This window comes from Leptobacterium flavescens, from assembly GCF_010671605.1.
GTDB lineage: Bacteria > Bacteroidota > Bacteroidia > Flavobacteriales > Flavobacteriaceae > Leptobacterium > Leptobacterium flavescens.
Genome location: NZ_JAABOO010000004.1, coordinates 311,825 through 335,604, shown reverse-complemented (window position 1 = coordinate 335,604; position 23,780 = coordinate 311,825). Strand labels below are relative to the sequence as shown.

General features: G+C 41.4%; 22 protein-coding genes and 2 tRNA genes. 7 read left to right on the top strand and 17 right to left on the bottom strand.

All coding sequences use genetic code 11. The features are described from left to right. Positions 1–17: 17 nt before the first annotated feature. The 9 genes from GWK08_RS17875 to GWK08_RS17835 all read right to left on the bottom strand — a co-directional run bounded on the left by GWK08_RS17875 (position 18) and on the right by GWK08_RS17835 (position 8,320). The gene (locus GWK08_RS17875; RefSeq protein WP_163608615.1) at positions 18–1,604 is read right to left on the bottom strand and encodes a solute:sodium symporter family transporter; all 1,587 of its coding nucleotides are present in this window, start codon (positions 1,602–1,604) and stop codon (positions 18–20) included. A 160-nt stretch (positions 1,605–1,764) separates the two neighbouring features. Then, on the bottom strand, positions 1,765–2,040 hold the full coding sequence (locus tag GWK08_RS17870; protein WP_163608614.1) for an ATP-dependent Clp protease adaptor ClpS: 276 nt from the start codon (positions 2,038–2,040) through the stop codon (positions 1,765–1,767). 18 nt (positions 2,041–2,058) lie between these two features. Then, positions 2,059–2,892 carry a 50S ribosomal protein L11 methyltransferase gene (gene prmA, locus GWK08_RS17865; protein ID WP_163608613.1) on the bottom strand — a complete coding sequence of 278 codons (834 nt, stop codon included), beginning with the start codon at positions 2,890–2,892 and terminating at the stop codon, positions 2,059–2,061. A gap of 8 nt (positions 2,893–2,900) precedes the next feature. Then, positions 2,901–3,686 carry an agmatinase gene (gene speB, locus GWK08_RS17860; protein WP_163608612.1) on the bottom strand — a complete coding sequence of 262 codons (786 nt, stop codon included), beginning with the start codon at positions 3,684–3,686 and terminating at the stop codon, positions 2,901–2,903. Continuing rightward, on the bottom strand, positions 3,687–4,223 hold the full coding sequence (locus GWK08_RS17855) for a GNAT family N-acetyltransferase (protein WP_163608611.1): 537 nt from the start codon (positions 4,221–4,223) through the stop codon (positions 3,687–3,689). Then, positions 4,223–4,975 carry a triose-phosphate isomerase gene (gene tpiA, locus GWK08_RS17850; RefSeq protein WP_163608610.1) on the bottom strand — a complete coding sequence of 251 codons (753 nt, stop codon included), beginning with the start codon at positions 4,973–4,975 and terminating at the stop codon, positions 4,223–4,225. The genes GWK08_RS17855 and tpiA overlap by 1 nt, the downstream gene beginning before the upstream one ends. Before the next feature lie 22 nt (positions 4,976–4,997). After that, complete coding sequence (locus GWK08_RS17845) at positions 4,998–6,068, bottom strand: ABC transporter permease (RefSeq protein ID WP_163608609.1); 1,071 nt, start codon at positions 6,066–6,068, stop codon at positions 4,998–5,000. Continuing rightward, positions 6,068–7,765 (bottom strand): BT_3928 family protein, encoded by a 1,698-nt coding sequence (locus GWK08_RS17840; protein ID WP_163608608.1) that lies wholly within the window; start codon positions 7,763–7,765, stop codon positions 6,068–6,070. Before GWK08_RS17840 ends, GWK08_RS17845 begins: the two co-directional genes overlap by 1 nt. A gap of 12 nt (positions 7,766–7,777) precedes the next feature. Then, complete coding sequence (locus GWK08_RS17835; protein ID WP_163608607.1) at positions 7,778–8,320, bottom strand: DUF1599 domain-containing protein; 543 nt, start codon at positions 8,318–8,320, stop codon at positions 7,778–7,780. A gap of 106 nt (positions 8,321–8,426) precedes the next feature. Between GWK08_RS17835 and folP the strand changes: the two genes are divergently transcribed. The 3 genes from folP (at position 8,427) to GWK08_RS17820 (ending at position 10,895) form a co-directional block, all read left to right on the top strand. Beyond that, positions 8,427–9,251 (top strand): dihydropteroate synthase, encoded by an 825-nt coding sequence (gene folP, locus GWK08_RS17830; protein ID WP_163608606.1) that lies wholly within the window; start codon positions 8,427–8,429, stop codon positions 9,249–9,251. 78 nt (positions 9,252–9,329) lie between these two features. Next, a complete protein-coding gene (gene cdaA, locus GWK08_RS17825; RefSeq protein WP_163608605.1) occupies positions 9,330–10,115 on the top strand; it encodes a diadenylate cyclase CdaA in 786 nt (261 codons plus the stop codon). A 3-nt stretch (positions 10,116–10,118) separates the two neighbouring features. Further along, the gene (locus GWK08_RS17820) at positions 10,119–10,895 is read left to right on the top strand and encodes a DUF3667 domain-containing protein (protein ID WP_163608604.1); all 777 of its coding nucleotides are present in this window, start codon (positions 10,119–10,121) and stop codon (positions 10,893–10,895) included. Here the strand turns inward: GWK08_RS17820 and GWK08_RS17815 are convergent. Together GWK08_RS17815 and truA are read right to left on the bottom strand one after the other, a co-directional pair. Then, a complete protein-coding gene (locus GWK08_RS17815; protein ID WP_163608603.1) occupies positions 10,870–12,642 on the bottom strand; it encodes an ABC transporter ATP-binding protein in 1,773 nt (590 codons plus the stop codon). The two genes, GWK08_RS17820 and GWK08_RS17815, sit on opposite strands and share 26 nt — an antisense overlap. Next, positions 12,643–13,389, bottom strand: a complete 747-nt coding sequence (gene truA / locus GWK08_RS17810; RefSeq protein ID WP_163608602.1) for a tRNA pseudouridine(38-40) synthase TruA — start codon at positions 13,387–13,389, stop codon at positions 12,643–12,645. Positions 13,390–13,522: 133 nt separating this feature from the next. Between truA and GWK08_RS17805 the strand changes: the two genes are divergently transcribed. Then, a complete protein-coding gene (locus GWK08_RS17805; RefSeq protein WP_163608601.1) occupies positions 13,523–14,020 on the top strand; it encodes a metallophosphoesterase family protein in 498 nt (165 codons plus the stop codon). A gap of 422 nt (positions 14,021–14,442) precedes the next feature. On the opposite strand, the gene GWK08_RS17800 is transcribed toward GWK08_RS17805, so the two are convergent. Further along, positions 14,443–14,853 carry a DUF4293 domain-containing protein gene (locus GWK08_RS17800; protein WP_163608600.1) on the bottom strand — a complete coding sequence of 137 codons (411 nt, stop codon included), beginning with the start codon at positions 14,851–14,853 and terminating at the stop codon, positions 14,443–14,445. A 197-nt stretch (positions 14,854–15,050) separates the two neighbouring features. Here GWK08_RS17800 and rho point away from each other — a divergent pair, with 197 nt between their 5' ends. Beyond that, complete coding sequence (gene rho, locus GWK08_RS17795) at positions 15,051–16,709, top strand: transcription termination factor Rho (RefSeq protein WP_163608599.1); 1,659 nt, start codon at positions 15,051–15,053, stop codon at positions 16,707–16,709. A 58-nt stretch (positions 16,710–16,767) separates the two neighbouring features. Here the strand turns inward: rho and GWK08_RS17790 are convergent, their stop codons facing one another. From GWK08_RS17790 to proS, 5 genes are all read right to left on the bottom strand, one after another. Beyond that, positions 16,768–18,492 (bottom strand): alpha/beta hydrolase-fold protein, encoded by a 1,725-nt coding sequence (locus GWK08_RS17790; protein ID WP_163608598.1) that lies wholly within the window; start codon positions 18,490–18,492, stop codon positions 16,768–16,770. A 143-nt stretch (positions 18,493–18,635) separates the two neighbouring features. After that, on the bottom strand, positions 18,636–18,890 hold the full coding sequence (gene rpsT, locus GWK08_RS17785; protein WP_163608597.1) for a 30S ribosomal protein S20: 255 nt from the start codon (positions 18,888–18,890) through the stop codon (positions 18,636–18,638). Positions 18,891–18,956: 66 nt separating this feature from the next. After that, positions 18,957–19,028: transfer RNA gene (locus GWK08_RS17780), tRNA-Glu, on the bottom strand. Between the two features lie 59 nt (positions 19,029–19,087). After that, positions 19,088–19,159, bottom strand: a tRNA-Glu gene (locus GWK08_RS17775). 79 nt (positions 19,160–19,238) lie between these two features. Beyond that, the gene (gene proS / locus GWK08_RS17770) at positions 19,239–20,717 is read right to left on the bottom strand and encodes a proline--tRNA ligase (protein WP_163608596.1); all 1,479 of its coding nucleotides are present in this window, start codon (positions 20,715–20,717) and stop codon (positions 19,239–19,241) included. A 97-nt stretch (positions 20,718–20,814) separates the two neighbouring features. Here proS and GWK08_RS17765 point away from each other — a divergent pair, with 97 nt between their 5' ends. Then, complete coding sequence (locus tag GWK08_RS17765; RefSeq protein WP_163608595.1) at positions 20,815–22,047, top strand: hypothetical protein; 1,233 nt, start codon at positions 20,815–20,817, stop codon at positions 22,045–22,047. A 31-nt stretch (positions 22,048–22,078) separates the two neighbouring features. Further along, a complete protein-coding gene (locus GWK08_RS17760; RefSeq protein WP_163608594.1) occupies positions 22,079–23,590 on the top strand; it encodes an OmpP1/FadL family transporter in 1,512 nt (503 codons plus the stop codon). Positions 23,591–23,780: the final 190 nt, after the last annotated feature.

The window sequence follows — 23,780 nt, the reverse complement described above, 5'->3', positions numbered from 1 at the left end:
CTATACCACAAAATACATTATGAAAAATAGATATAGATAGAAATAACTATAATAACTATAGCCAGTCCTACCTGTTTTACATATTTAAAAGGAACAATATCCACCTGTTTCGTATAAGGTAGTTCGAAAGCCGTTTCTCTCGGTTTCAAAGCACCTATAAGAAGCATGATCGCTACATTCAGGACAAATAAAATGGCCATGATGTGCAAAAAGTGCGGGTAATTTTCTTCTCCGAAAACAAAAGGTTTTAAAACAAACTGACTGATCGAATACAGCACTACCCCGGAAATGATCCCGATCTTGGCAGCAATGGCCGGCACTCTTTTGGTGAGATACCCCACTACAATAATCGTTAAAATAGGTATACTATAACAACCATTCACTTCCTGCAGATATCCAAACAAACCAGCCGGCGCATTCGCAATTAAAGGCGCAATCAGCATGGACAAAAATGCCAGAACAATACCAAATCTCTTTCCGTATTTAACTACTGTCTCTTCGGATGCATCTTTATTAAAATGTTCTTTGTAAACGTCCAGACCAAATAGTGTTACCGAACTGTTCAGGGCACTGTTAAAGGAACTCAGGATAGCACCAAAAAGTACTGCTGCAAAAAAGCCTACAAGCGAAAGCGGAAGCACTTTATTAACCAGTTTAGGGTACGCCTGATCCGGAATTTCCAGATTGTTCCCGAAAATGTGAAAGGCGATCACTCCGGGTAAAACAACGATGAGGGGCCCAAGGATCTTAATAAAAGCTGCCAGCATAAGCCCTTTCTGACCTTCCTTAAGGTTCTTGGCGGCCAATGCCCTTTGAATAATAGCCTGATTGGTTCCCCAATAGAATAATTGCACCAGCATCATCCCGGTAAAAATGGTACCGAAAGGAACCGATGCATTTTTATCTCCTATAGAATTAAATTTTTCAGGATTCGTTTTCACCAGTGTGGAGATCCCTTCAAATACACTCCCATCTCCGATAAACATCAGTCCGAAGATAGGCACCAGGATACCACCAACGAGTAATCCCACTGCATTTACCGTATCCGAAACCGCCACGGCTTTTAATCCTCCGAAAATTGCATATATAGATCCGATGATCCCTATCCCCCAGACACAGATCCAGATAGCGGTACTATGCGAGACGCCTAATAAGGCAGGCACGTCGAACATTGTCACGATTGCCAGGGAGCCTGAGTAAAGAACAATAGGTAAAAATACCACAACATAACCCGATAAAAACAGAATTGAAGTTATGGTCTTTGTTGTGGTGTCGTACCTGTCTTCCAGGAACTGAGGTACAGTTGTTATCCCTCCCTTAAGATATCTCGGCAACAGGAAAACGGCGGTAACTACCATGGCAATGGCAGCTAAAGTTTCCCAGGCCATTACAAGAATACCCTCGGTATATGCCTGGCCGTTAAGGCCGACGATCTGTTCGGTTGAAAGGTTGGTTAACAAAAGGGAACCCGCTATAACTCCGGCAGTTAAGCTTCTGCCACCTAAAAAATATCCATCTGAGGAACGTTCATCTGTCTTGCGGGTTGCATAATAAGATATGACTGCTACCAATAAGGTAAAGCCAACGAAAGAGAGAATAGCCATGTTTATAGTTTTTGTGCAACTAATATAATGGTTTATTCATTTAAAATGTGAAGAAATTGATTAAATGACAGGCGTTGTATAGTTTTTGTATAGTTATTTTCAACAAAAAACAACCTTGCTTATCGATTTCATAAATCAAAAGCGAAGACAGGAAGATATTTTATACGATCTCGGCGCTTAAACCTGCTTCCAGTAATTTGGAACAACGAGGTTTCAGGTCTTCATAAGGACCTGTTTTTACCGTACACTTCCCTTTGTAGTGAACAATAATAGAACATTGTTCTGCCTGCTCCGGAGTATGGTCGCAAGCATAGATAAGTGTTTCAATGACATGGTCAAAAGTATTGACATCGTCATTAAACAAAACAATTTCATTTTGTTTGATCACCTCTTCCTCTAGCAATAAATCTTCCGATTTTTTTTCCTCTGTGCTCATATACAAACTTTTACAGTGCTAATTTACATATTTTACTGCAACCCAAAAATTCTTTTCTTTTTTTTCAGCAAATTCCAGGCCATACTTTTTGCAGGCTTCATCTATCAGTGGAATGTCATCTTCGTAAAAACCACTCAGGAGTAATATCCCTCCCTTATTAAGGCAATCTATATAGACCGGAAGATCATTAAGCAGAATGTTGCGGTTAATATTGGCAATAACCACATCGTATTCCTTTCCCTTCAACAAACCGGCATCGCCTTCATAAACATTTATATGGCTACAGCTATTCCTTTCTACGTTTTCCAGCGAATTGAGATAACACCAATTGTCAATATCGATAGCGTCTACGGCTTTTGCTCCCTTCATTTCAGCAAAAATGGCAAGAACACCGGTTCCGCACCCCATATCGAGTACTTTTTTCCCTTCCAGATCGGTATCCAGCATATGCTCCAGCATCATATGGGTGGTTTCGTGATGCCCTGTACCGAAGCTCATTTTGGGCTCTATGACGATGTCGAATTCGGTATCGGGTTTTTCATGAAAAGGGGCTCTCACACTACATCTGCTCTCTACCACTATGGGCTGAAAACTCTTTTCCCATTCGGCATTCCAGTTTACTTGCTCTATTTCTGAAAATTCATGACTTATCTCGAACAGATCATTGTTAAGAAGATCTATATCTCCCAGGATATCGGTTTTCCATTCTCCTTTCTGAATATAAGCCGTAACTCCATCTTCGGTCTCGACAAAACTCTCAAATCCGGCATACCCCAATTCGGCGATCAGGATCTCCCTGCCGGGATTCAGTGGTTTCACCTTAAATTTATACTCAATATATATTGCAGACATAGGATTTTTTAGCTTAACATTTTAGACAGGATCTCCTTCATCAGCTTTGCGGCCAGAGCTCCTGTAATTCCGTTGATATCCCGAATAGGATTGTATTCTACCAGATCTGCACCAATAATGGGCACATCTATCTGTTGAATGATCTGTATGACCTCTCTTGATGTAAAACCACCCGGTTCATGATGCGATACTCCGGGTGCAAAGGCCGGATCTATAGCATCCATATCAAGAGAAAGATAGATAGGTCTTTCAAATTTGGGAATGGCAGACAGTTCGTATTCTTTCATTTGTATGATCTCTACCCCGAATTTCTCTGCCTGTTCCTTCTGGTGCTGATTTAAAGTCCGAATTCCCACCTGTACAAGCCTTTCTGCAAGTTTTCCCTCCATCACCCTGGCAAAGGGGCAGGCATGAGAAAAACCATCGCCTTCATATTGATCGTAAAGATCTGAATGCGCATCGATATGCAAAATATCAAAGCTTTCGGAATGAACCGCATGATGTGCTTTTATAATAGGATATGAGATGGAATGATCCCCTCCCAGGGTAAACAATTTAGATTCTTCGGAGATCAGTTCCAGGGCTTTTGCTTCGATCTCCGCATAATTTTCGGTAGAAAAATCGCCTGCATCCACGATCATAGATGCGTTCCCGATATCCATACCATTTTCGGCATACAGATTGGAAGCACCGTTATGAAGGTAATTCCTGATAAGCGGTGGTGCCAGTGCAGGTCCTTTTAAAAAAGACGATTTCTGATCGTATAAAACTCCTAAAACTGATATTTTGTTCATTTACTTGAGATTAGAAATGGTGATTCTCATTAAAATATCATTCTGAATGTCCTTCCCTATAGCATAAGGGTGTGTTCCGAAGGCCTTAAATCCTTTACGTTCATAAAAGCTGATGGCCCTGGGGTTGTGCTCCCATACTCCGAGCCATAAGTATTCAAAGCCTCTTTGAGTAGCTTCCGTAACCGCTTTATCCATAAGAAGGGCCCCTAGTTTATGTCCCTGAAATTCTTTCCGCACATAAATGCGCTCAATTTCCATGGCTGTTTCTTCTCCTATATCGGTCTGCGCCTTTCCTGTATTGAGTTTGAGGTAGGCGATATTGTTCCCTTCCCATTCTGCAAAATAGAAAATACATTCAGGGTCTTCTAACTCCCTCAGCAGTCTGTCCCGGTTAAAAGCTTCCTCAATATAAGTATCAAAATCTTCGGGATTATTATCCGGCCCGAACTGATCTGTAAAAGTTTCAATGCTTATTTGCCGAAGAGCATCAACCTCTCCTGTCAAAACTTCCCTTAAAACTATTTTGCTTAGATCCATTAATTAAAAGCTTGCACAATGGCCATAAAGTCGTCTGCCTTCAGAGAAGCTCCTCCTATCAGTCCGCCATCAACATCGCTTTTAGAAAAGATCTCCTTAGCATTTCCGGGTTTTACGCTTCCTCCGTAAAGCACCGATACATTATCGGCTACCTGCCCCCCATATCTCTGGTCTATGGTCTTTCTGATAAAGAAATGCATTTCCTGTGCCTGATCCGGAGTAGCGGTCTCTCCTGTTCCTATGGCCCAAACCGGTTCATACGCAAGGACAATATTTTTCCAGTTATCGGCATCTAAATGAAAAAGGGCATTTTTTAACTGGCTTTCAACCACCATAAAATGATCTCCCGAATTCCTGTCTTCCAACTCTTCACCAAAGCAAAAAATAACTTTCATTCCGTTTTTCAGGGCGGCATCTACTTTTTTGGCCAGAAGTGCGTCATCTTCGCCAAAATATGCCCGGCGCTCGGAATGTCCCAAAATAACGGTTTGTATCCCGATACTTTTAAGCATTTCCGCAGATACTTCTCCCGTATATGCGCCGTTTTCTGCAAAATGCATGTTTTGCGCCACTACTTCAATAGAACTATTCTCCAGTTCTTTGCCGGCACTTTCCAGATTGGTAAATGCAGGGGCGATCATTACCTTAACTTCGGTACTGTTCTCTCTCTCCTTAAGCTCCTTTATGAGCGATTGTGTACGTGAAAGATCGTTATTCATTTTCCAGTTTCCCGCTACGATTTTCTTTCTCATATATAAATGTTTCGTTTTATTTCTATTTAATTTTCGGGTCCAGCCACTTGTAAATAATATCCACAAAAATATTAATTAGAATGAACATGGTGGCAATAACCAATACAGAACCCATAATTACCGGAAGATCCAGTGTATTCAAGGCATCGACGATCTCTTTCCCCAGGCCGTTCCATCCGAAGATATACTCTACAAAAACAGCTCCCGCCAGCATACTGGCAAACCAGCCTGAAATTGCCGTTATAACCGGGTTCATGGCATTTTTTAAAGCGTGTTTACGGATGACAGCCATCATCCCCAATCCTTTGGCCCTGGCCGTCCTGATATAATCCTGATTAAATACCTCCAGTAAAGAATTTCTCATTAATTGAATAACAACTGCCAGAGGTCTTATTCCCAGTACGATTGCCGGTAATATCAGGTTTTTCCAGCGTATGCGAACAGACTCTCCGAAATCATCCACTTCATAAAGGCTTCCCGTCATATTGAGATTGGTATATTCATGCAATACAAAGCCAAATAACCAGGCAAAAATAATGGCACTGAAAAAGGAAGGCACGCTCATTCCCAGCGTACTCAGTACCTGAATAAGTTTATCTACCCAGCTGTTCTTTAAAACTGCCGAGACGATACCCAGTAAAACCCCCAGCAGGAGGGCGATAAAAATTGCCGAAACTGCCAGTACAACAGTGTTAGGAAGGGTTTCCCTGATTACCTGGGTTACTTTTTTTCCATTCTTCTGAAAAGACTCTCTGAGGTAGGGTAATTTTATCACCACAGAAGTATTACCGATACTGAAGAGTTTTTTGCCCGAATATTTCCTTTCGGAGAAAAAAGTATAATCGTCTTCATTTTGCGAATGAAAAGACAAAGGAGATAAGTCGTTTAAATAATAGAGGTATTGTTTGCCTACGGGCTGATCAAAGCCGTACTTCTTCTTAATAATAGCCAGTTGCTCACTGTCTTCCTTCTGATCCAGCATCATACGGGCAGGATCTCCGGGGAGGATGGTAAACAAAACAAAAATAACGCTGACTACTCCGAACAAAGTAAAGCAGGCATAAAAGATCTTATTTAAAAAATATCCCGGCACTAATTTTTATTACTGTTAATCATTCTTTGCCTCAGCTTCTCTGCTTCCTCCAGGGTCACCGGTTTATAGGTGATCCCCAGCTCGAGGCTGTATTCTTCTATATCCTGTGTAAAACCGACCTCTTTACGACGCTGATTTACGTTTTCTGCATCCTTTATCGGCCACATAAACCCGACTTCCTCTCCATCAATATAATAGGTCATCCCCTGGGTGCCGTATATCTGCTCTTTATTTTCTCCCATCAGGTAACGGTCTTCCATCATTGCAACATTCCTGAACGGTAATTCTCCGTTCTTTCCGGCTTCCTTCATCAGATCCAGATAGTCCGGGATCTTGTCGGAATGTTGTATAACATACCATGCGGCTTTGTTAGTCGATTCTCCTACCAGACTCTTGCCCGGATATCCGTGTTTTTTAATTATTTTTTCTATGAATTCCGTATTGGATTTATCCACTGCATGCTGAAGTCCCCAGAGCGAATCCAGTTCAGCTTTGGTCTGAGCAGTGCTCAGTAACGCCCTGTATTTCTGATCCAACTCTAAAACACTGTCTAATTGCCTCTTCAGGTCGAGGTCCATATTCAGGTTTGCATTGGGCAGGGTTTCCAGTTTCAGATCTTCCGCATCGTTATAATGCAGTTTCTGCATTACCGTTCCTTTATTCAATTCAACCAGTCCGGGATTGGATCTGATAATAGTTTTTAAAGTGGTCTGATCGGTAAAGTAAAAATCAAAATTCAATCCGTATTCTTTTGTAAGAGGATCTATTTCATTTTCATTGGAAGCCGATAACCCGATGACCTTATATCCTTTTTTAATCGCATCATCCGTTACTTTCTTAATTACGGCAAAGGCCTCCTTCTTAGACCGGAACAGGTCATATGCCACCACCACGATCAGGTTCTCTTCCTCCAGGAAAGCAGCTGCCTGGTCTTCGTCATTTCTTTCGATCGTGAAATCGTGAACAGGAGGTTCGTAACCTTTCTGGATCTCTTTGGTTTCCACTCCGATGAATTCTCCGTCTACAGTTGGGTAATCCCCGAAAGTTTTAATGATCTGCTCCTCCCCGTTTACATTAAATTTCCAGGCGTACTCATAAATAGCTTTAGGTGCATCCTCGGGAATACTCATTCCTTCCTTGATATTGGATCCTATCTTGTAAGCTCTGAAATCTATAGAAGGAAGGTGGTTCAACACGTGGTTCGCAAAGATCACGCAGGCAACCAGACTTATTAAGCTGCTGTATACTGCAACTTTATTGGAGATCAGCGGTTTTATATGTTTGCGTCCGAAGAATAAGATAAGGATCAGCACCAGCAGGATCACATCTTTGGTAAAAGATTCCCAGGGCGTCAGTTTAACCGCATCTCCGAAACAACCACAATCGGTTACCTTGTTGAAATAAGCCGAGTAAAAAGTTAGAAAGGTAAAGAAGACGATCATCAGCAGCAGACTCCATACCGTAAACTTGGGTTTAAAACCTACCAATAGCATTACTCCCAATACCACTTCGAAGATCACTACAAAAATAGCAATAGCCAGAGCCAGGGGCTCCAGAAAGGTAAGGTTTAAAACGGCAGGGCTAAAATATTCTTCGAGTTTAAAAGAAAAGCCTACCGGATCATTCAGTTTTATAAATCCGCTGATAATAAAAAGTATCCCGACAAATACTCTGGAAATGCCTACTAATATTTTCATGTGTTTAAAATTTTATTTGGATTCTAACATTAAGATGAGTGCAAATGCAGCGTAATTAATGATATCCTGATAGTTAGCATCAATACCCTCACTCACTATGGTTTTTCCCTTATTGTCTTCAATCTGCTTTATTCTGAGTAGTTTCTGCAGGATCAGATCTGTAAGGGAACTGATTCGCATTTCTCTCCAGGCCTCTCCGTAATCGTGATTCTTTCTTTCCATAAGAGCCTTGGTCTCAGCAAGCATAGTATCGTATAGGTCCGTAGCTTTTTTGACAGAGAGATCGGGTTGTTCTGCAATCCCTTCTTTAATCTGAATAAGAGCCATGATGGAATAATTGATGATCCCGATAAACTCAGCAGATTCATCTTCATCTACCTTTCTCACTTCATTTTCCTGAAGGCTCCTGATGCGCTGAGCTTTAATAAATATCTGATCTGTAAGGGAAGGAAGTCTTAGAATTCTCCATGCACTTCCGTAGTCTTTCATCTTTTTAACAAACAAGTCACGACAAGCTGTAATAACTTCGTCATATTGTTTTGAGGTATTTTGCATGCTGTTGGTTCTATTTTGCGTAAATTTCGCTTAAAAATTCCAAATGTTCAAAGTTCAGGGTTTAAACTTCTTAGTTTTTTTAAAGCCTGTTAAATAATTATACCGAATGACCATTAATTGCCAGGGACAGCTTATCGATCTCAGTTCTCCGAAAATCATGGGGATCCTCAACCTCACACCCGATTCCTTTTATGACGGCGGGAAATATAAAGATGAAGCCTCCATTCTGCAACAGGTAGAAAAAATGCTTGGAGACGGAGCCAGCTTTATAGATGTTGGTGCTTATAGTTCCAGGCCGGGAGCAAGTTATATTGACGAGGAAACGGAGCTGCAAAGGATCCTGCCCGTTACGGAATTGCTCATAAAAAAATTCCCGGAGATCATTTTGTCTATAGACACCTTTCGCAGTGGTATTGCCAGAAAATGCATTGAAGCAGGAGCGAGCATCGTTAATGATATTTCTGCAGGAAATCTCGATACAGCTATGATGCAGGCAGTGGCCGAATTACAGGTTCCCTATATTATGATGCATATGAAAGGGACTCCCGAAAACATGCAGGACCTCGCCCAATATGACGATGTTGTAAAAGATTTATTGTTCTATTTTTCGGAAAAGATAGCGCATGCCCGTGAGCTCGGGATCAACGATCTGATCATCGACCCCGGCTTCGGATTCGGAAAGACCCTGGAACACAATTATGAGATCCTCAGTAAGCTGGAGTTGTTTCATATACTGGAACTCCCCCTTCTTGTAGGGGTAAGCAGAAAATCGATGATCTATAAGTTACTGGAAATCGGACCGGAAGAAGCTTTGAACGGTACCAGCAGCCTGCACACGGTTGCCTTGTTAAAAAAAGCTGCTATCCTGAGGGTACACGACGTTAAAGAAGCCGTAGAATGTGTCCGTTTGGTCGATGCATTAGGACTTTAATGATCTTTTGTAAAGACTGAAAGGAATCTCTTATACATTGTTGCCTATTTTTTATATTTTTACAAAAACCCATCCGGCTTGGAACTATTCGATTTTTTAGATGTTAAGATCATAGATATCGTCGATATCATTCTTGTTGCCGCACTCCTTTATTATATATACAAACTTGTTAAGGGAACTGTGGCTATCAATATTTTTATCGGGATCGTTGTAGTGTACCTTCTGTGGAAACTTACCGTTGCCCTTCAGATGAAGATGGTTAGTGGTATTGTGGGAGGTTTTATGAATATCGGTCTTATTGCACTTATCATTGTTTTCCAGCAGGAGATCAGGAAGTTCTTATTGATGATCGGTTCTACGAATTTTACCGGAAAAAGGCGGTTTATCAAACATTTTAAATTCTTAAAGCAGGATCCTCTGGGTACGGAAACCGATGTGGATGCGATCATTGCTGCCTGCGAAAAAATGGCATCTACCAAAACGGGAGCCATCATTGTTATTGAGCGAAACAATAGTCTTGACTTCGTAAAGTATACCGGAGACAAGATGAATATTGAGATTACACAACCTATCATAGAAAGTATTTTTTATAAGAACAGTCCGCTTCACGACGGGGCCGCTATCATTGTAGAAAATTCTATTGTAGCCACCCGGGTTATTTTACCGGTATCTAATGAACGGAATATCCCTTCCCGTTTCGGGCTTCGGCACCGGGCAGCGGTCGGGATCTCCGAAAAGACAGATGCATTGGTACTGGTGGTGAGTGAAGAGACGGGGCAGATATCTTATATTAAGAACGGGGAGTTTGTTCTCTACAGAGATCTTAACGAACTGGGATCTATGATCAAAAAAGCGCTCGTATAATAAATGAACTGCAAGAATTGCCAGACGGTTATAGCCGAAACCAATGACTATTGTCATGACTGCGGGGCGAGAGTTATCAGGAACCGATTAACCCTAAAAAACCTGATGACCCAGTTAAGCGAGGAATTCCTCAATTACGACAACAGGTTATTAAAGACCCTGATACATTTAATTAAATGTCCGGAAGTGGTCATCGGAAGTTATGTTCAGGGGATCCGGAAAAGATATATGAACCCTGTTAGTTTTTTTGCCATTTCCCTGACACTAAGTGGTCTGATAGGTTTTATAACTACAAATTATTTCGATAATTCCGTTCTTTACGGCCCTCTGGATAATGGTACTAACAAAGAATTCCAGGATAAAACTTTTGATTTTACAACCAATTACACATCACTTATCACCTCTGTGACCATCCCATTTTTTGCAATAATATCATGGATTGTTTTCTTTAACAGGAAATACAATTTTACGGAGCATATCATCCTGTACTTATACACTTATTCAGAATATGCCATTATAACTTTTTTTGGGTCATTAGGTATTCTACTAATTGACCCTTCCCTCTATGGATATCATATTATGGCTTTGATCTTAATAAACTTTATATATTTCTGCTATGTGCTTATAAGAGTTTTTAAGTTGAACTTGATACAGTTTTTGATCAAAACCTTGTTTTTCCTTGCTATTATGGTAGTAATAATGATACTCTGGTTTATTCTGCTTTTTGCTCTTGCAGTGGTTGGAGTGATAGACCTTAAACTGTTTGTTCCTCAGCCATAAACTGCACTTCATAAAGATTTTTGTAGTGCCCGTCTTCTTTTTTAAGAAGCTCTTTATGTGTGCCTTCTTCTACGATATTTCCTGCTTCCATCACCAGGATCCTGGAAGCTTTTTTAACTGTGGCCAAACGGTGAGCAATAACAATAGAGGTCCTTCCTTCGGTAATCTTATCGGTAGCCTGTTGTATTAATTGCTCCGAATACGAATCTACGGAAGAGGTTGCCTCATCCAGGATAAGGATACTTGGGTTACTCACATAAGCCCTAAGGAAAGCGATAAGCTGACGCTGACCACTCGATAGCATGGCGCCTCTCTCTTTAACATTGTAGTGGTACCCATCGGGCAGGCTCATAAAAAAGTCATGTATACCTATCTGTTTTGCGGCTTCAACAACCGCTTCTTCGGTAATATCCGGATTCTTTAAGGTGATATTATTAAGGATTGTATCTGCAAATAAAAATACATCCTGAAGTACTACTGCCACAGATCCTCTAAGCGAACTCAGACTGTATTTGTTGATGTTTACTCCATCTACAGCAATCTCCCCGGAGTTGATCTCATAAAATCTGCTCAGAAGATTAATGATAGTCGATTTTCCTGCTCCGGTAGCCCCGACAATTGCAATGGTCTCTCCGGCTTTTGCCTCAAAGGAAATGCCATGCAATACCTCTTCATCTTCCACATAACTGAAATGTACATTCTTAAATGCAATATCTCCTTTTACATGCTCTGCACTCTGTGTTCCTTTATCTTCTATGAAGCTATCGGTATCCAGGATCTTAAATACACGTGCCGCAGCCACCATTCCCATTTGAAGGGTATTGAATTTATCGGCTATCTGTCTCAGGGGCCTGAACAGCATCTGTGACATCTGGATAAACATAATTATGGTCCCGATTTCAAATCCGCTTCCGGGTATCAAGGCCTGTAAACCACCATACCATGCTATAAGACCTACAGTTACAGACGACAATAATTCCACTACCGCAAAGAAGATAGAATTGTACCATACGGTCTTAACCCATGCTCTTTCGTGTTTTTTATTGATGCGACTGAACTTTTCATATTCTATATCTTCCCTGTTAAAGATCTGCAGTATTTTCATCCCGGTGATACGCTCCTGAACAAACGAATTCAGGTTCGATACCTGAGCCCTTACTTCAATAAATGCAACCTTCATGGCCTTCTGAAAGAGTCTGGTAGCGTACAAAATAGCAGGGAGGATAGCAAAAACGATCAGGGAAAGTTTCCAGCTAACTACCAGCATAACCACTGCCACCACCGTCATCTTTAAAAGATCGGCCACAATAACAAAGAAACCCTGGCTAAAGATCTCTGCAATACGTTCCATATCACTTACCGCCCTGGTTACCAGAATACCAACAGAGGAGTTGTCAAAATATTTCATTTTGAAACGCATCATCTGCTTAAAGAGTTTTATACGTACGTCCCTGATGATACTTTGTCCCAGCCAATTGGCGTAATAGATAAAAGAGAACTGGCTCACTACTTCCATTAGAAGGGTCAATCCCATCAAACCTATAAAAATTAACAGCCCCTCATTGTCTTTATGAAGAATGTAATTATCTACGGTTTCCTTTAAGAGAAGCTGACGCCCGACAGAGAATGCGGACAATAAAATAGCAGCAACAGCAACCCCGTAAAAAACAAGTTTATACGGTTTTGTATGTTGCATTAGGCGCTTAAACAGCTTATAATCAAATGCTTTACCTGATTCTTTGCTCATTTATTCTGTGAAAAAGGTCTTAGGATATTCAACACGCGTCAAATATAATGCATGTGCGGGAACTGAAGCCCCGGCTTTACTCCTATTTTTACTTTCTATAATTTTTTTAACATCTTCTTTAGAAATCCTACCCATCCCGACTTCCAAAAGGGTACCTACTACCGCCCTTACCATATTTCTCAAAAACCGGTCTGCTTTTATGGTAAATACCAGTTTACCATCCACATATTGCCAATCCGCCCTCATCATCTTACAGATATAGGTTTTTACATCCGTATGAGATTTGGAGAAACACTGAAAATCCTCATAATCGAAAAGTACTTCGGCTGCTTCATTCATCCTGTCTATATCGGGTTTCTGATTTACGCGATAGGTATATTCTTTTAAAAAAGGATCCTTCTTATCGATTATCCAATATTCATAGGTCCTTGAGGTTGCATTAAAACGGGCATGCGCATTTTCCTCCATCGGATGAATATTGTGTATTGCAATATCTCCAGGCAAAAATGAATTAAGGCGATGGATCAGGTGTTTTCTGTCTTCGATCTCATCAGTATCAAAATGAGCATACATCTGTCTTGCGTGCACTCCGGCATCGGTCCTGCCCGCTCCGACCACTTCAATCTCCGCTCTCAGTAAAAGTGAGATAGCATTTTCAATGGTTTCCTGCACCGAGATAGCATTCGGCTGCTTTTGCCAGCCGTGATACTGTTTACCATCATATGAAAATTCCAAAAAATATCTCAAGAGAATATGCTAATTTTGTTTGCGAGCACAAAGATACAACTAAATATAGTTTCGGATTCACGGATAAACTGCAGCTTACAAGTGCTTTTATTTCACCGGATCTGCAACCAAATAAGCTTTCAAAAACATAAAAATGACCCGAATCCTTCTCTTATCAGATACCCACAGTCATATAGACGAACGCATTCTCAAATATGCACAACAGGCAGACGAGGTATGGCATGCCGGAGATATCGGCGATCTGGCCGTAACCGATGCCATCAAAGAGCTCAAACCCCTGAGGGCAGTATTCGGTAATATTGACAACGATAAAGCCCGGATGGAATTCCCGGAAAACAACAGGTTCTTTTGTGAGGAAGTTGATGTGTGGATCACCCATATAGGAGGTTACCCTGGAAAATACAACATAAGGGTCCGGGAAGAAATAAGGAAGAATCCGCCTAAATTATTTATCTGCGGTCACTCCCATATCCTTAAAGTACAATTCGATAAGAAACTAAATCTTCTGCATATGAATCCGGGAGCTGCCGGGAAACACGGCTTCCATAAAGTAAGGACCATGCTTCGTTTTGTGATAGATAAAGATCAGATAAAAGACCTGGAGATCATAGAACTGGAGGAGAGGGTTTGATGGTTGTTGGTTGTTAGTTATTAGTTGTTAGCGGTTAGCTTTTAGCATTTAGCTATTAGCCAGGGATTTGGAATTTGGTTGTTTGATTTGTCACCTCGAGCGCAGTCGAGAGGTGGGATTTTTGGTTGTTACACCTACGCTATTGCTTCGGTGTACGTTGGTGGTTGTTAGTTGTTAGCATTTAGCTATTAGCTTGGAATTTGGGATTTGGGATTTGAAGTTTGGTTATTTGATTTGTCACCTCGAGCATCTCGACTACGCTCGATACAGGCTCGTCGAGAGGTGGGATTTTTGGTTGTTACACCTGCACTATTGCTTCAGTCTACGTTGATGGTTGTTAGTTGTATAAGTAAGTTAGAAATAAAAAAGCCCCGACATTACTGCCAGGGCTTTTACGCACTAATACTACTAAGATTTTAGGTTTATCGTAACCGGTCCACAGATTTTACGAGATCTTCGTCCTTTTTGATGGCCTTATTGGCCAACACTAAAAATACGATAGAAATAATGGGGAGAAGCATCCCAATACCCTTCTCAGAAATAGCGCTTTCTCCGGATATGTTTAGCGACCTGACCACGAATACTCCTAGTAAAGTAAGATTTAATATCATATTCAATCTGTTCAGCACAAATTGTAATTTTCTGTTCCTAAAGAGAAAGATCGTAAAGCCGGCTAATACAGCCGAGCCAATAAATATAACTAAAAATAAGATATTATCTTTAGCAAATACGTCTTCTCCAATATTATTCACCCATAAACTTAACAGGAAGGGAAGTCCCCCTGAAATAAGTACTACCAATAAAAGATATATGGACTGAATACGTTGTAACATGCTTTTCTAAAAAAGTAGAGCAAAAATAAGAGTTCTTTTTAAAAATAATACCTATTTCTGAAAATAAATTTGTATTATTGCGTTATCAATTCGTAACCAACTCATTACCCGGGTTCGTTTGTACTTCAAATAAAATTTTCAATTTATCAATAGCAAATTTTACCACTAACCTAATTTTTTAATTTATTGTTATATCAATGTTTGACATTTCAGATTTAAAGGAAAAGAAACTTGTTGAATTACAAGGGATTGCCAAAGATTTGAGCATCCCTAAATTCAAATCACTCAAGAAGATGGACCTGGTATACCAGATTCTTGACCATCAGGCGGCCAATCCCAAAAAGGCTGCTCCTGCCGCTACTTCTGGCAAGGAAACAAATACCAACCAACCGGAAAAGAAACAAAAAAGAACGCGTAAGCGTGTTAGCGGTCAGAATCCGGTAAAAAAGGACAAGCAGGAAGGTTCATCACCTACGCTATTTGCTGAAAGTAATACTCCATCAATCGAAAAAGCGGAAAAGAAAGAACCAAAAGCCGAAGAGGCTTCAGGTGATAAAAAAGAACGCAAACCTAAAGACGGTCATAAGAAACAGGAGCGTCAGGATCATTCTTCTAAAAAGCAGCATCACAACAAGCCACACCAGAACGGTAGTGTAAAGGGGCAGCAAAAGAATGAGAACATAGACCGCGATAATTTTGACAAGGAAAAGAAAAACAGATACCGGGATCCGGATTTTGAGTTTGAAGGAATCGTAGAGAGTGAAGGTGTTCTCGATATTATGCAGGACGGTTACGGTTTTCTGAGATCTTCAGATTACAACTACCTCTCTTCTCCGGATGATATTTACGTATCTCAGTCGCAAATAAGACTGTTCGGGTTAAAAACGGGAGATACTGTACTCGGAAATGTTCGCCCTCCTAAAGAAGGTGAAAAATACTTCCCGCTGATCAAGGTGAGTAAAATTAACGGCCTCGATCCGCAGGTAGTAAGAGACAGGGTTTCTTTCGAGCACTTAACACCGCTTTTCCCGGATGAGAAATTCAGACTAGCCGAAAAGCAAAGTTCTATCTCTACCAGGATCATGGATCTCTTCTCTCCTATCGGGAAAGGACAAAGGGGAATGATCGTTTCCCAACCAAAGACCGGTAAAACCATGTTACTTAAGGATATTGCAAATGCTATTGCAGCAAACCATCCTGAGGTATACTTACTGGTACTGCTAATAGACGAGCGCCCTGAAGAGGTAACCGATATGCAGCGTAATGTACACGGAGAAGTAGTAGCTTCTACCTTCGACAAGGAGGCTCAGGAGCATGTGCGTATTGCCAATATCGTACTTGAAAAGGCAAAACGCCTGGTAGAATGCGGTCACGATGTGGTAATCCTGCTGGATTCCATCACTCGTCTTGCAAGAGCATATAACACCGTACAGCCTGCCAGTGGTAAGGTATTAAGTGGTGGTGTTGATGCCAATGCACTTCATAAACCAAAACGTTTCTTTGGTGCTGCAAGGAATATCGAAAGAGGTGGATCTCTGTCTATCATAGCAACAGCTCTTACGGAAACCGGATCTAAAATGGACGAAGTGATCTTCGAAGAATTTAAAGGAACCGGTAACATGGAGCTTCAACTGGATAGAAGAATTGCTAACAGAAGGATCTTCCCTGCTATCGATCTGGTATCTTCCAGTACGCGTAGAGACGATCTTCTGCTGGATGAAAACACCCTTCAGCGTATGTGGATCATGAGAAAGTATCTGGCAGATATGAACCCTGTAGAAGCTATGGAATTCATAGAAGACAGAATTAAACGAACTCAAAACAATGAAGAGTTCCTGATGACCATGAATCAATAAGGATATATTATTTCCATATATTAGAAAATCCCGCCAGAAGCGGGATTTTTTTGTATTTCTATTTATATCGCCAACTGTTCAGATCGGCATCTTTAGGTGCGCTTTCGGCAATGCGCTTCATGATCTTGGGTACATACATACTGTTGTATCGCAGGCGGGAAATATGATTGGGCTGCTCAGGATCCCCGTTCCAGCAATGCTCAGCCCTGTCACCATAGGCAACTTCTCCCTCATAATAGGGGTTAGTGGTGTTTTCGAGGAAATCTTCCATCAGGTACACCGCATTATTGAGATAGTAATTATCCATGTCTCCGCAATAAATATGGATCTTCCCTCTCAGCCTGGGCCCGAGCTCGTTCCAATTCTTTTCCATGATATGCCGCAGATCGTAGTTCTCCTTCCAGTATTCCGCAACCTCATGATCTATATCTCCTGTGTATTTATCCCATAATCTCTTAGGGTAACCGTCATCTCCCTGTGGCGAATAGGTAGCTTCCCATATATCCCACTGTTGTCCGGAACGGGACCTATCTCCCAGCACCAGCTCCAGGTGATTCATGGATCTCAGGGTACTGGAAACATTCCCCAGATAATCCCTGCGGGCAGGTACTTCCATTTTCCTGTGATCGCTATCGTAATAATAGGCGTTCTCATCTTCATATATATTGGTCAGACAATACGCTCTGAAATCTATCGGGTCAGGACAAGCCGCAAAACAACCATTATAAAAATCAGGGTATTTTACCTGTACCGCCAATGCTTCCCAGCCACCTGTAGAGCCTCCGTAAAGGAATCGTGACCAGGCTTCACCCTGCCCCCTGAATTCCTTTTCTATATGTGGAATAAGTTCGTGGGTAATAGCATCGCCGTACGGCCCCTGACTGGCAGAGTTCACCGCATAGGAGTCGTCGTAATACGGGGTGGGGTGCTGGATCTGAATGATCAGGAATCTGGGGAATTCTTCACTTATCCAACGCTGATAAAAATCGTAGGCTTCCTGTTGCTGGATTATATTATAACCCTCCAGGTCAAAGCGCGCTGAGTATTCGGGTTTCAGCTCAGGATCCGGAGGTGTGGTCCGAAATCCGCCAAAGTCTGATGGAAAGTGCCCGTGAAATATCATTAACGGATATTTGGCTTCCGGATGCTCATCAAATCCCTTGGGTAAAAGCACATGTGCTCCCAGGTACATATCCCTTCCCCAGAACTCCGAAAGTTTCTCAGATCTAATCTTAATATGTTTTATCCACTGGGTGTCCTCCGGCTCCACGATCTCCGGTATTTTCTGATCCATTACAATATTGATCTCCGAAGGATTTCCCGGATCGATATTCACTTTAACCGTTTTACTGTAAAGATTCCCGGGAGAGCGGTTCCACTGTTGTCCTTCCCCGTTATCCATCGGTAGTTTTACCGTATGCCCGGTAGAAAGCTCAAAAGTCTCGTAGGTATGTAATAAAGCCTGAACATAGTATTCACCCGGCTTAAGGTCTGCCAGGCTTTCTATGGGATAACCGAAAACCTCTTTATCAAAACCTATTTGATCGCCTGCCTGCATACCTTCCACATTCTTTCCGTAAATAAGCTGTGTGTTCAAACCTGTATTGATCTGAAATCTCGGTTCGTTTGTATCGTTGTCAGATAACATTAAGAGCAGACGGCCGTCCAGTGGTTCAGTACTCACCGAATCGGAAAAAGAAACGTTAATGGTCAGGCCGGAGGTTTCTGTCTTACAGGAAGCCAAAAGAGCGACTACCCATACAAAGAGAAGTATTTTTTTCATCTGGTTGGTTTTTACCTAAAGATAAAGATTTAATTTCTACAGAAGTAACCACAGGTGCGATCGCAACTTCATCAAAAGATAAAAACACAAAAACGCCCCACTTTCGTGAGGCGTCTCCGCTATATATTTTCACTAAACTTTGTTTACGCTAATTTGGCAACGTGCTTAGCCAAGCTACTTTTTAGGTTAGCTGCTTTATTATCATGGATAATATTTCTCTTTGCCAACTTATCTATCATAGAAGCTACTTTTGGAAATAAAGCCGAAGCCTCCTTAGCATCTTCCGTACCACGTAATTTTTTGATAGCATTACGAGTAGTTTTGTGCTGATATTTATTTCTCAACCTTTTTGTCTCGTTGCTTCTGATTCTTTTTAATGCTGACTTGTGATTTGCCATTTTCTTCTTTTTACTACTTTCTTGCGGACATCATCTTTTCATTCCGCTTATTAATTGTAAATCTTGTAGTCCGTAGGGGAATCGAACCCCTGTTACCAGGATGAAAACCTGGCGTCCTAACCCCTAGACGAACGGACCATAAAAATCAGTAACTAATATAAAAAAAATTACCGATTTTGTATTTTAATGAACTTTTGTAGTCCGTAGGGGAATCGAACCCCTGTTACCAGGATGAAAACCTGGCGTCCTAACCCCTAGACGAACGGACCATTTTTTTCATATTGCGGATGCAAAAATACAACTATTTTTAACTATTGCAATAGCTATAAAATATTTTTTTGAAAAAAATTAATAAGCCTTGGCAAACAACACTCTACGATTAGAGGGTTTTCCACTAAAAACGCATTGTCCGGCCTCTTCTTTGGCATCCATAGGAATACAACGTATAGTTGCCTTTGTCAGCTCTTTTATTTTCTCTTCGGTTTCGGCAGTACCATCCCAGTGCGCCGATAAGAAACCTCCTTTAGCTTCCAGCACCTCCTTGAATTCCTCAAAATCATTTACCTCTGTAATATGCGACTCTCTGTAATCGAGGGCTTTTTTATACATATTCTTCTGAATATCCTCAAGCAACTCCTCTATTTTGGCCACTACATCGGCTTCGGCAACGGTTTCCTTCTCCAGAGTATCCCTTCTGGCTACCTCAAAAGTCCCGTTTTCCATATCTCTCTGACCGATCGCCAGTCTTACAGGTACTCCTTTTAATTCGTACTCATTGAATTTAAATCCTGGTTTATGCGTATCGCGATTGTCGTATTTAACTGAAATTCCCTTTGCTCTCAATTCTTTTACCAATGGTGCGATTCGTTCCGAAATAGCATCCAGCTGCTCCTCCCCTTTATAGATCGGAACAATGGCCACCTGTATTGGCGCCAGATTAGGAGGAAGTATCAGACCGTTATCATCGCTATGCGTCATGATCAGAGCTCCCATTAAACGGGTAGAAACCCCCCATGAAGTTGCCCATACATAATCCTGCTTCCCTTCTTTATTGGCAAATTTCACATCAAATGCCTTAGCGAAATTCTGTCCAAGGAAATGCGATGTTCCTGCCTGAAGTGCTTTCCCGTCCTGCATAAGAGCCTCAATACAGTAAGTATCCTCTGCTCCGGCAAAACGTTCGCTTTCACTTTTAACCCCCTTAATTACGGGTACCGCCATAAAATTCTCAACGAATTCGGCATATATATCATTCATTTGTACAGTCTCTGCAATAGCTTCATCTTTGGTAGCGTGAGCCGTATGCCCTTCCTGCCATAAAAACTCGGCTGTCCTCAAAAACAACCTTGTTCTCATTTCCCAACGCACAACATTGGCCCACTGGTTAATGAGGATAGGCAAATCTCTGTATGACTGTATCCAGTTCTTATAGGTATTCCAGATAATAGCCTCACTGGTAGGACGAACCACAAGCTCTTCTTCCAGTTTAGCTTCCGGATCCACCATAAGCTTTCCTTCCTTATCCGGATCATTTTTTAATCGGTAATGGGTTACAACTGCACACTCTTTAGCAAAGCCTTCGGCATTTTTTTCCTCGGCTTCGAACAAACTTTTAGGGACAAAAAGGGGGAAATAAGCGTTTTGATGGCCTGTTTCTTTAAACATTCTATCTAATTCGGCTTGCATTTTCTCCCAGATTGCAAAACCGTACGGTTTGATCACCATACAACCTCTAACTCCCGAATTCTCAGCCAGGTCGGCCTTTACAACGAGTTCGTTATACCACTTTGAATAATCTTCAGCTCTTTTGGTCAATTTCTTACCCATTATCAATAGTTTGGCACAAATATTGTGACTTTGTTAAATAAAAAAATAGTTGCGCAAAACTAACTATTTTTGTAATGTACAACAATAAAAACTTGTAATGATGAAAATTTCTAGCTACCTCTCAAGAAACAGAATCTTCTTGCTGATTCCGCTTGTTGCCGTTCTGGTAACTGCATGTGGTTCCTATCAGCAGGCTTCTTATTACGATAATGACGGAATATATAATGACGACAGTTCTCCGTATACCAAAAAGAAAGAGGAGGTAGTTGTCAAAGATGAAGATGCAGTTCAGTATGAAAGTTATTTTGGGCAGAAAGCCCAGGAGTATGAAGAAATACTGAGTGAAGAAGGAGCGGTATTTACAGATATCGATGCTTATTCCAGTACTGTAGTTCAGGACAGTTTAGATATTGTTGGAGAATATTCAAATCAATACAGCTACGGAAATCCGGGATGGGGAGAAAATCCTGAAGGTATTTCCCTAAACGTATATTCAAGTCCGTTTTTCGGAGGCTTCGGTTTTGGAAGGTTCGGTAGATTCGGCAGATTCGGATTCGGACATCCTTTTTACGGTTTTGGTTACGGTTCTGGTTTTGGCTTTTACGGAGATCCTTTCTTTGGTTTTTACGGGAGCCCTTTCTTTGGCTTCGGAGGATTCTACGATCCTTTCTATTATCCGTTTTACGGATACGGAGGCTACGGATTCGCCTTTTACGGAGGAGGATTCTATGGCAGGCCTTTTAACCGCTTCGGAAGATTCTATGTAAACGGCAGGGTAGCTTCGGCTTATTCCAGAGTAAACAGCAGAAGAGGATATTACGGCAACAACAGAGGTGTCACTTCTGTTAACGGACGTACTGCAGTGGCCCGTAGAGGAAGGTCAAATGTAGGTACATCTGCAACAGGCAGACAAAGCATTGCAAACAGAAGAGGGTACAGAAGCTATAACAATAGCGCAAGAATAAGGGCAGACAGAAGTGCAGCCGGATACAGAACAACAGATTACGGACGCAGGTCTACCTATTCGGGAACCAGAAGTAATTCTTCATACAGAAATAATTCTTCGTACAGAAACAGGAGCAATTCTACATATAGAGGTAATCGCTCCGGAAGTTCTTACAGGTCTTCAGGTAATCGTTCCGGAAGTTCCTACAGATCTTCGGGTAACTCCTCAAGAAGGTCGAGTTCTTACAGATCGAATTCGTCCAGTAAATCCAGTTCATACAGATCGCCATCCAGTTCAGGCTCTTCAAGAGCTTCGATCAGAAGTTCTTCGGGAGGAAGATCTTCGGGTAGCAGATCTTCAGGAGGCAGAGGAAGAAGAAACTAAAGCATTCATCAATTCTACAATCTAAACACCTATGAAAAAAATATTACTGATTTTAGCGGTGCTTGCCACTGCAGTGGAAACTAATGCCCAAAACATAAACGATGTACTTCGTTATGGATTGGAAGATATACAGGGAACGGCTCGTTTCAGAGCCCTGAGCGGCGCTTTCGGAGCCCTTGGTGGAGACCTTTCGGCCATCAATGTGAATCCCGCGGGAACAGCTGTATTCAACAACAATTACATTACGTTCTCGGCTACCAATTATCACAGGAACAATCAAACTTCCTATTTTAACGGGTTTACCGAGACTGATCTGGATAACGTAGAACTTAACCAGGCAGGAGGCGTATTGGTATTTAAAGACGGTAACGAAGATTCGGATTGGAGAAAGATAACACTGGCCTTTAACTATGAGATCGTTAACAATTATGACGATGAATTCCTGGCCAGGGGAACCTCCAATCAATCGATAGATCAATATTTTCTGAATTTTGCACAGGGACAAGCCCTCGGGCCCATCCTTATTCAGGACGGAGAATTAATCGAGGAAGCATACCTGAATATAGGTTCCGATCTCGGTTTCGGTCCGCAACAGGCATTTCTAGGGTTTTTCGGAGGTGTAATAGATCCGGTAGATCCTAATGACGATGCAAATACACAATACGTTTCCAATGCTACTTTCACAAATGTAAATCAGGAGTTCCTTCAGATAACCAGTGGGCAAAACAGCAAATTCACTGCAAACTTTGCCACAGAATACAGAGGTCGTCTGTACCTGGGAGCTTCTCTTAATTTCTATGATGTGAACTTTGAAAAACTTACCCTCTTTGATGAGGATGGTTATGATGCAGGATCAGCACTGGAATTCGTTAACTTCGATAATTTACAGCGTACTTTCGGAGATGGATTTTCCTTTGATGTGGGAGCTATCCTTAAAGTAAACGATGTGGTGAGAATAGGTGCAAGTTACCAATCGCCTACATGGTACAGGTTCCAGGATGAGTTGTCGCAAAGGATCAATTCCAACCTGGCTGATAATGAGATCGATTTTATTAATTTCTCGCAGATAAATGTATTCCCGACATACAGGATACAGATCCCTGCTAAAGCAACCGGAAGTATTGCCCTTGTATTCGGGCAGGAAGGACTTTTGAGTTTTGATTACGGTTATCAGGATTTTTCAAATGCTGAGTTAAGACCTACTTCAGATCCGGCCTTTGCTTCCGAAAATAATTTTATAAGCAGTCAGTTAAAAGCCGTTTCCACCTACAGGGTCGGAGGCGAATACAAGATAAAGCAGCTGAGTTTAAGAGGCGGTTACCGTTTTGAGGAAAGTCCGTACGAAAATGAGAATACCATTGGAGACCTTACGGCCTTTTCCGTTGGTTTGGGTTATAATTTTGGCCCTACCAAAATAGACCTCGCATTCAGCCAATCACAACGGGATATTAATCAAGCTTTATTTGACACGGGTCTGACCACCCAGGCAAATATCGATAACACAAATTCTAACGTGACTTTATCTGTAAGTTTCAATCTATAACAATTTACGACAAGCCAGTAAAAACCGGGGTTATCCCCGGTTTTTTTATACAACCTGCAAATACTTAAGATGTTGTTAAATAGCCTTTCTTCTCCATTATTTACTTATCTTTGTGGCCTTGTAATAATTTTTTGCTGTGAAATGGTGTTATTTGACTGAATTTTGAAATGTTCTTTCGAATATCCGACTC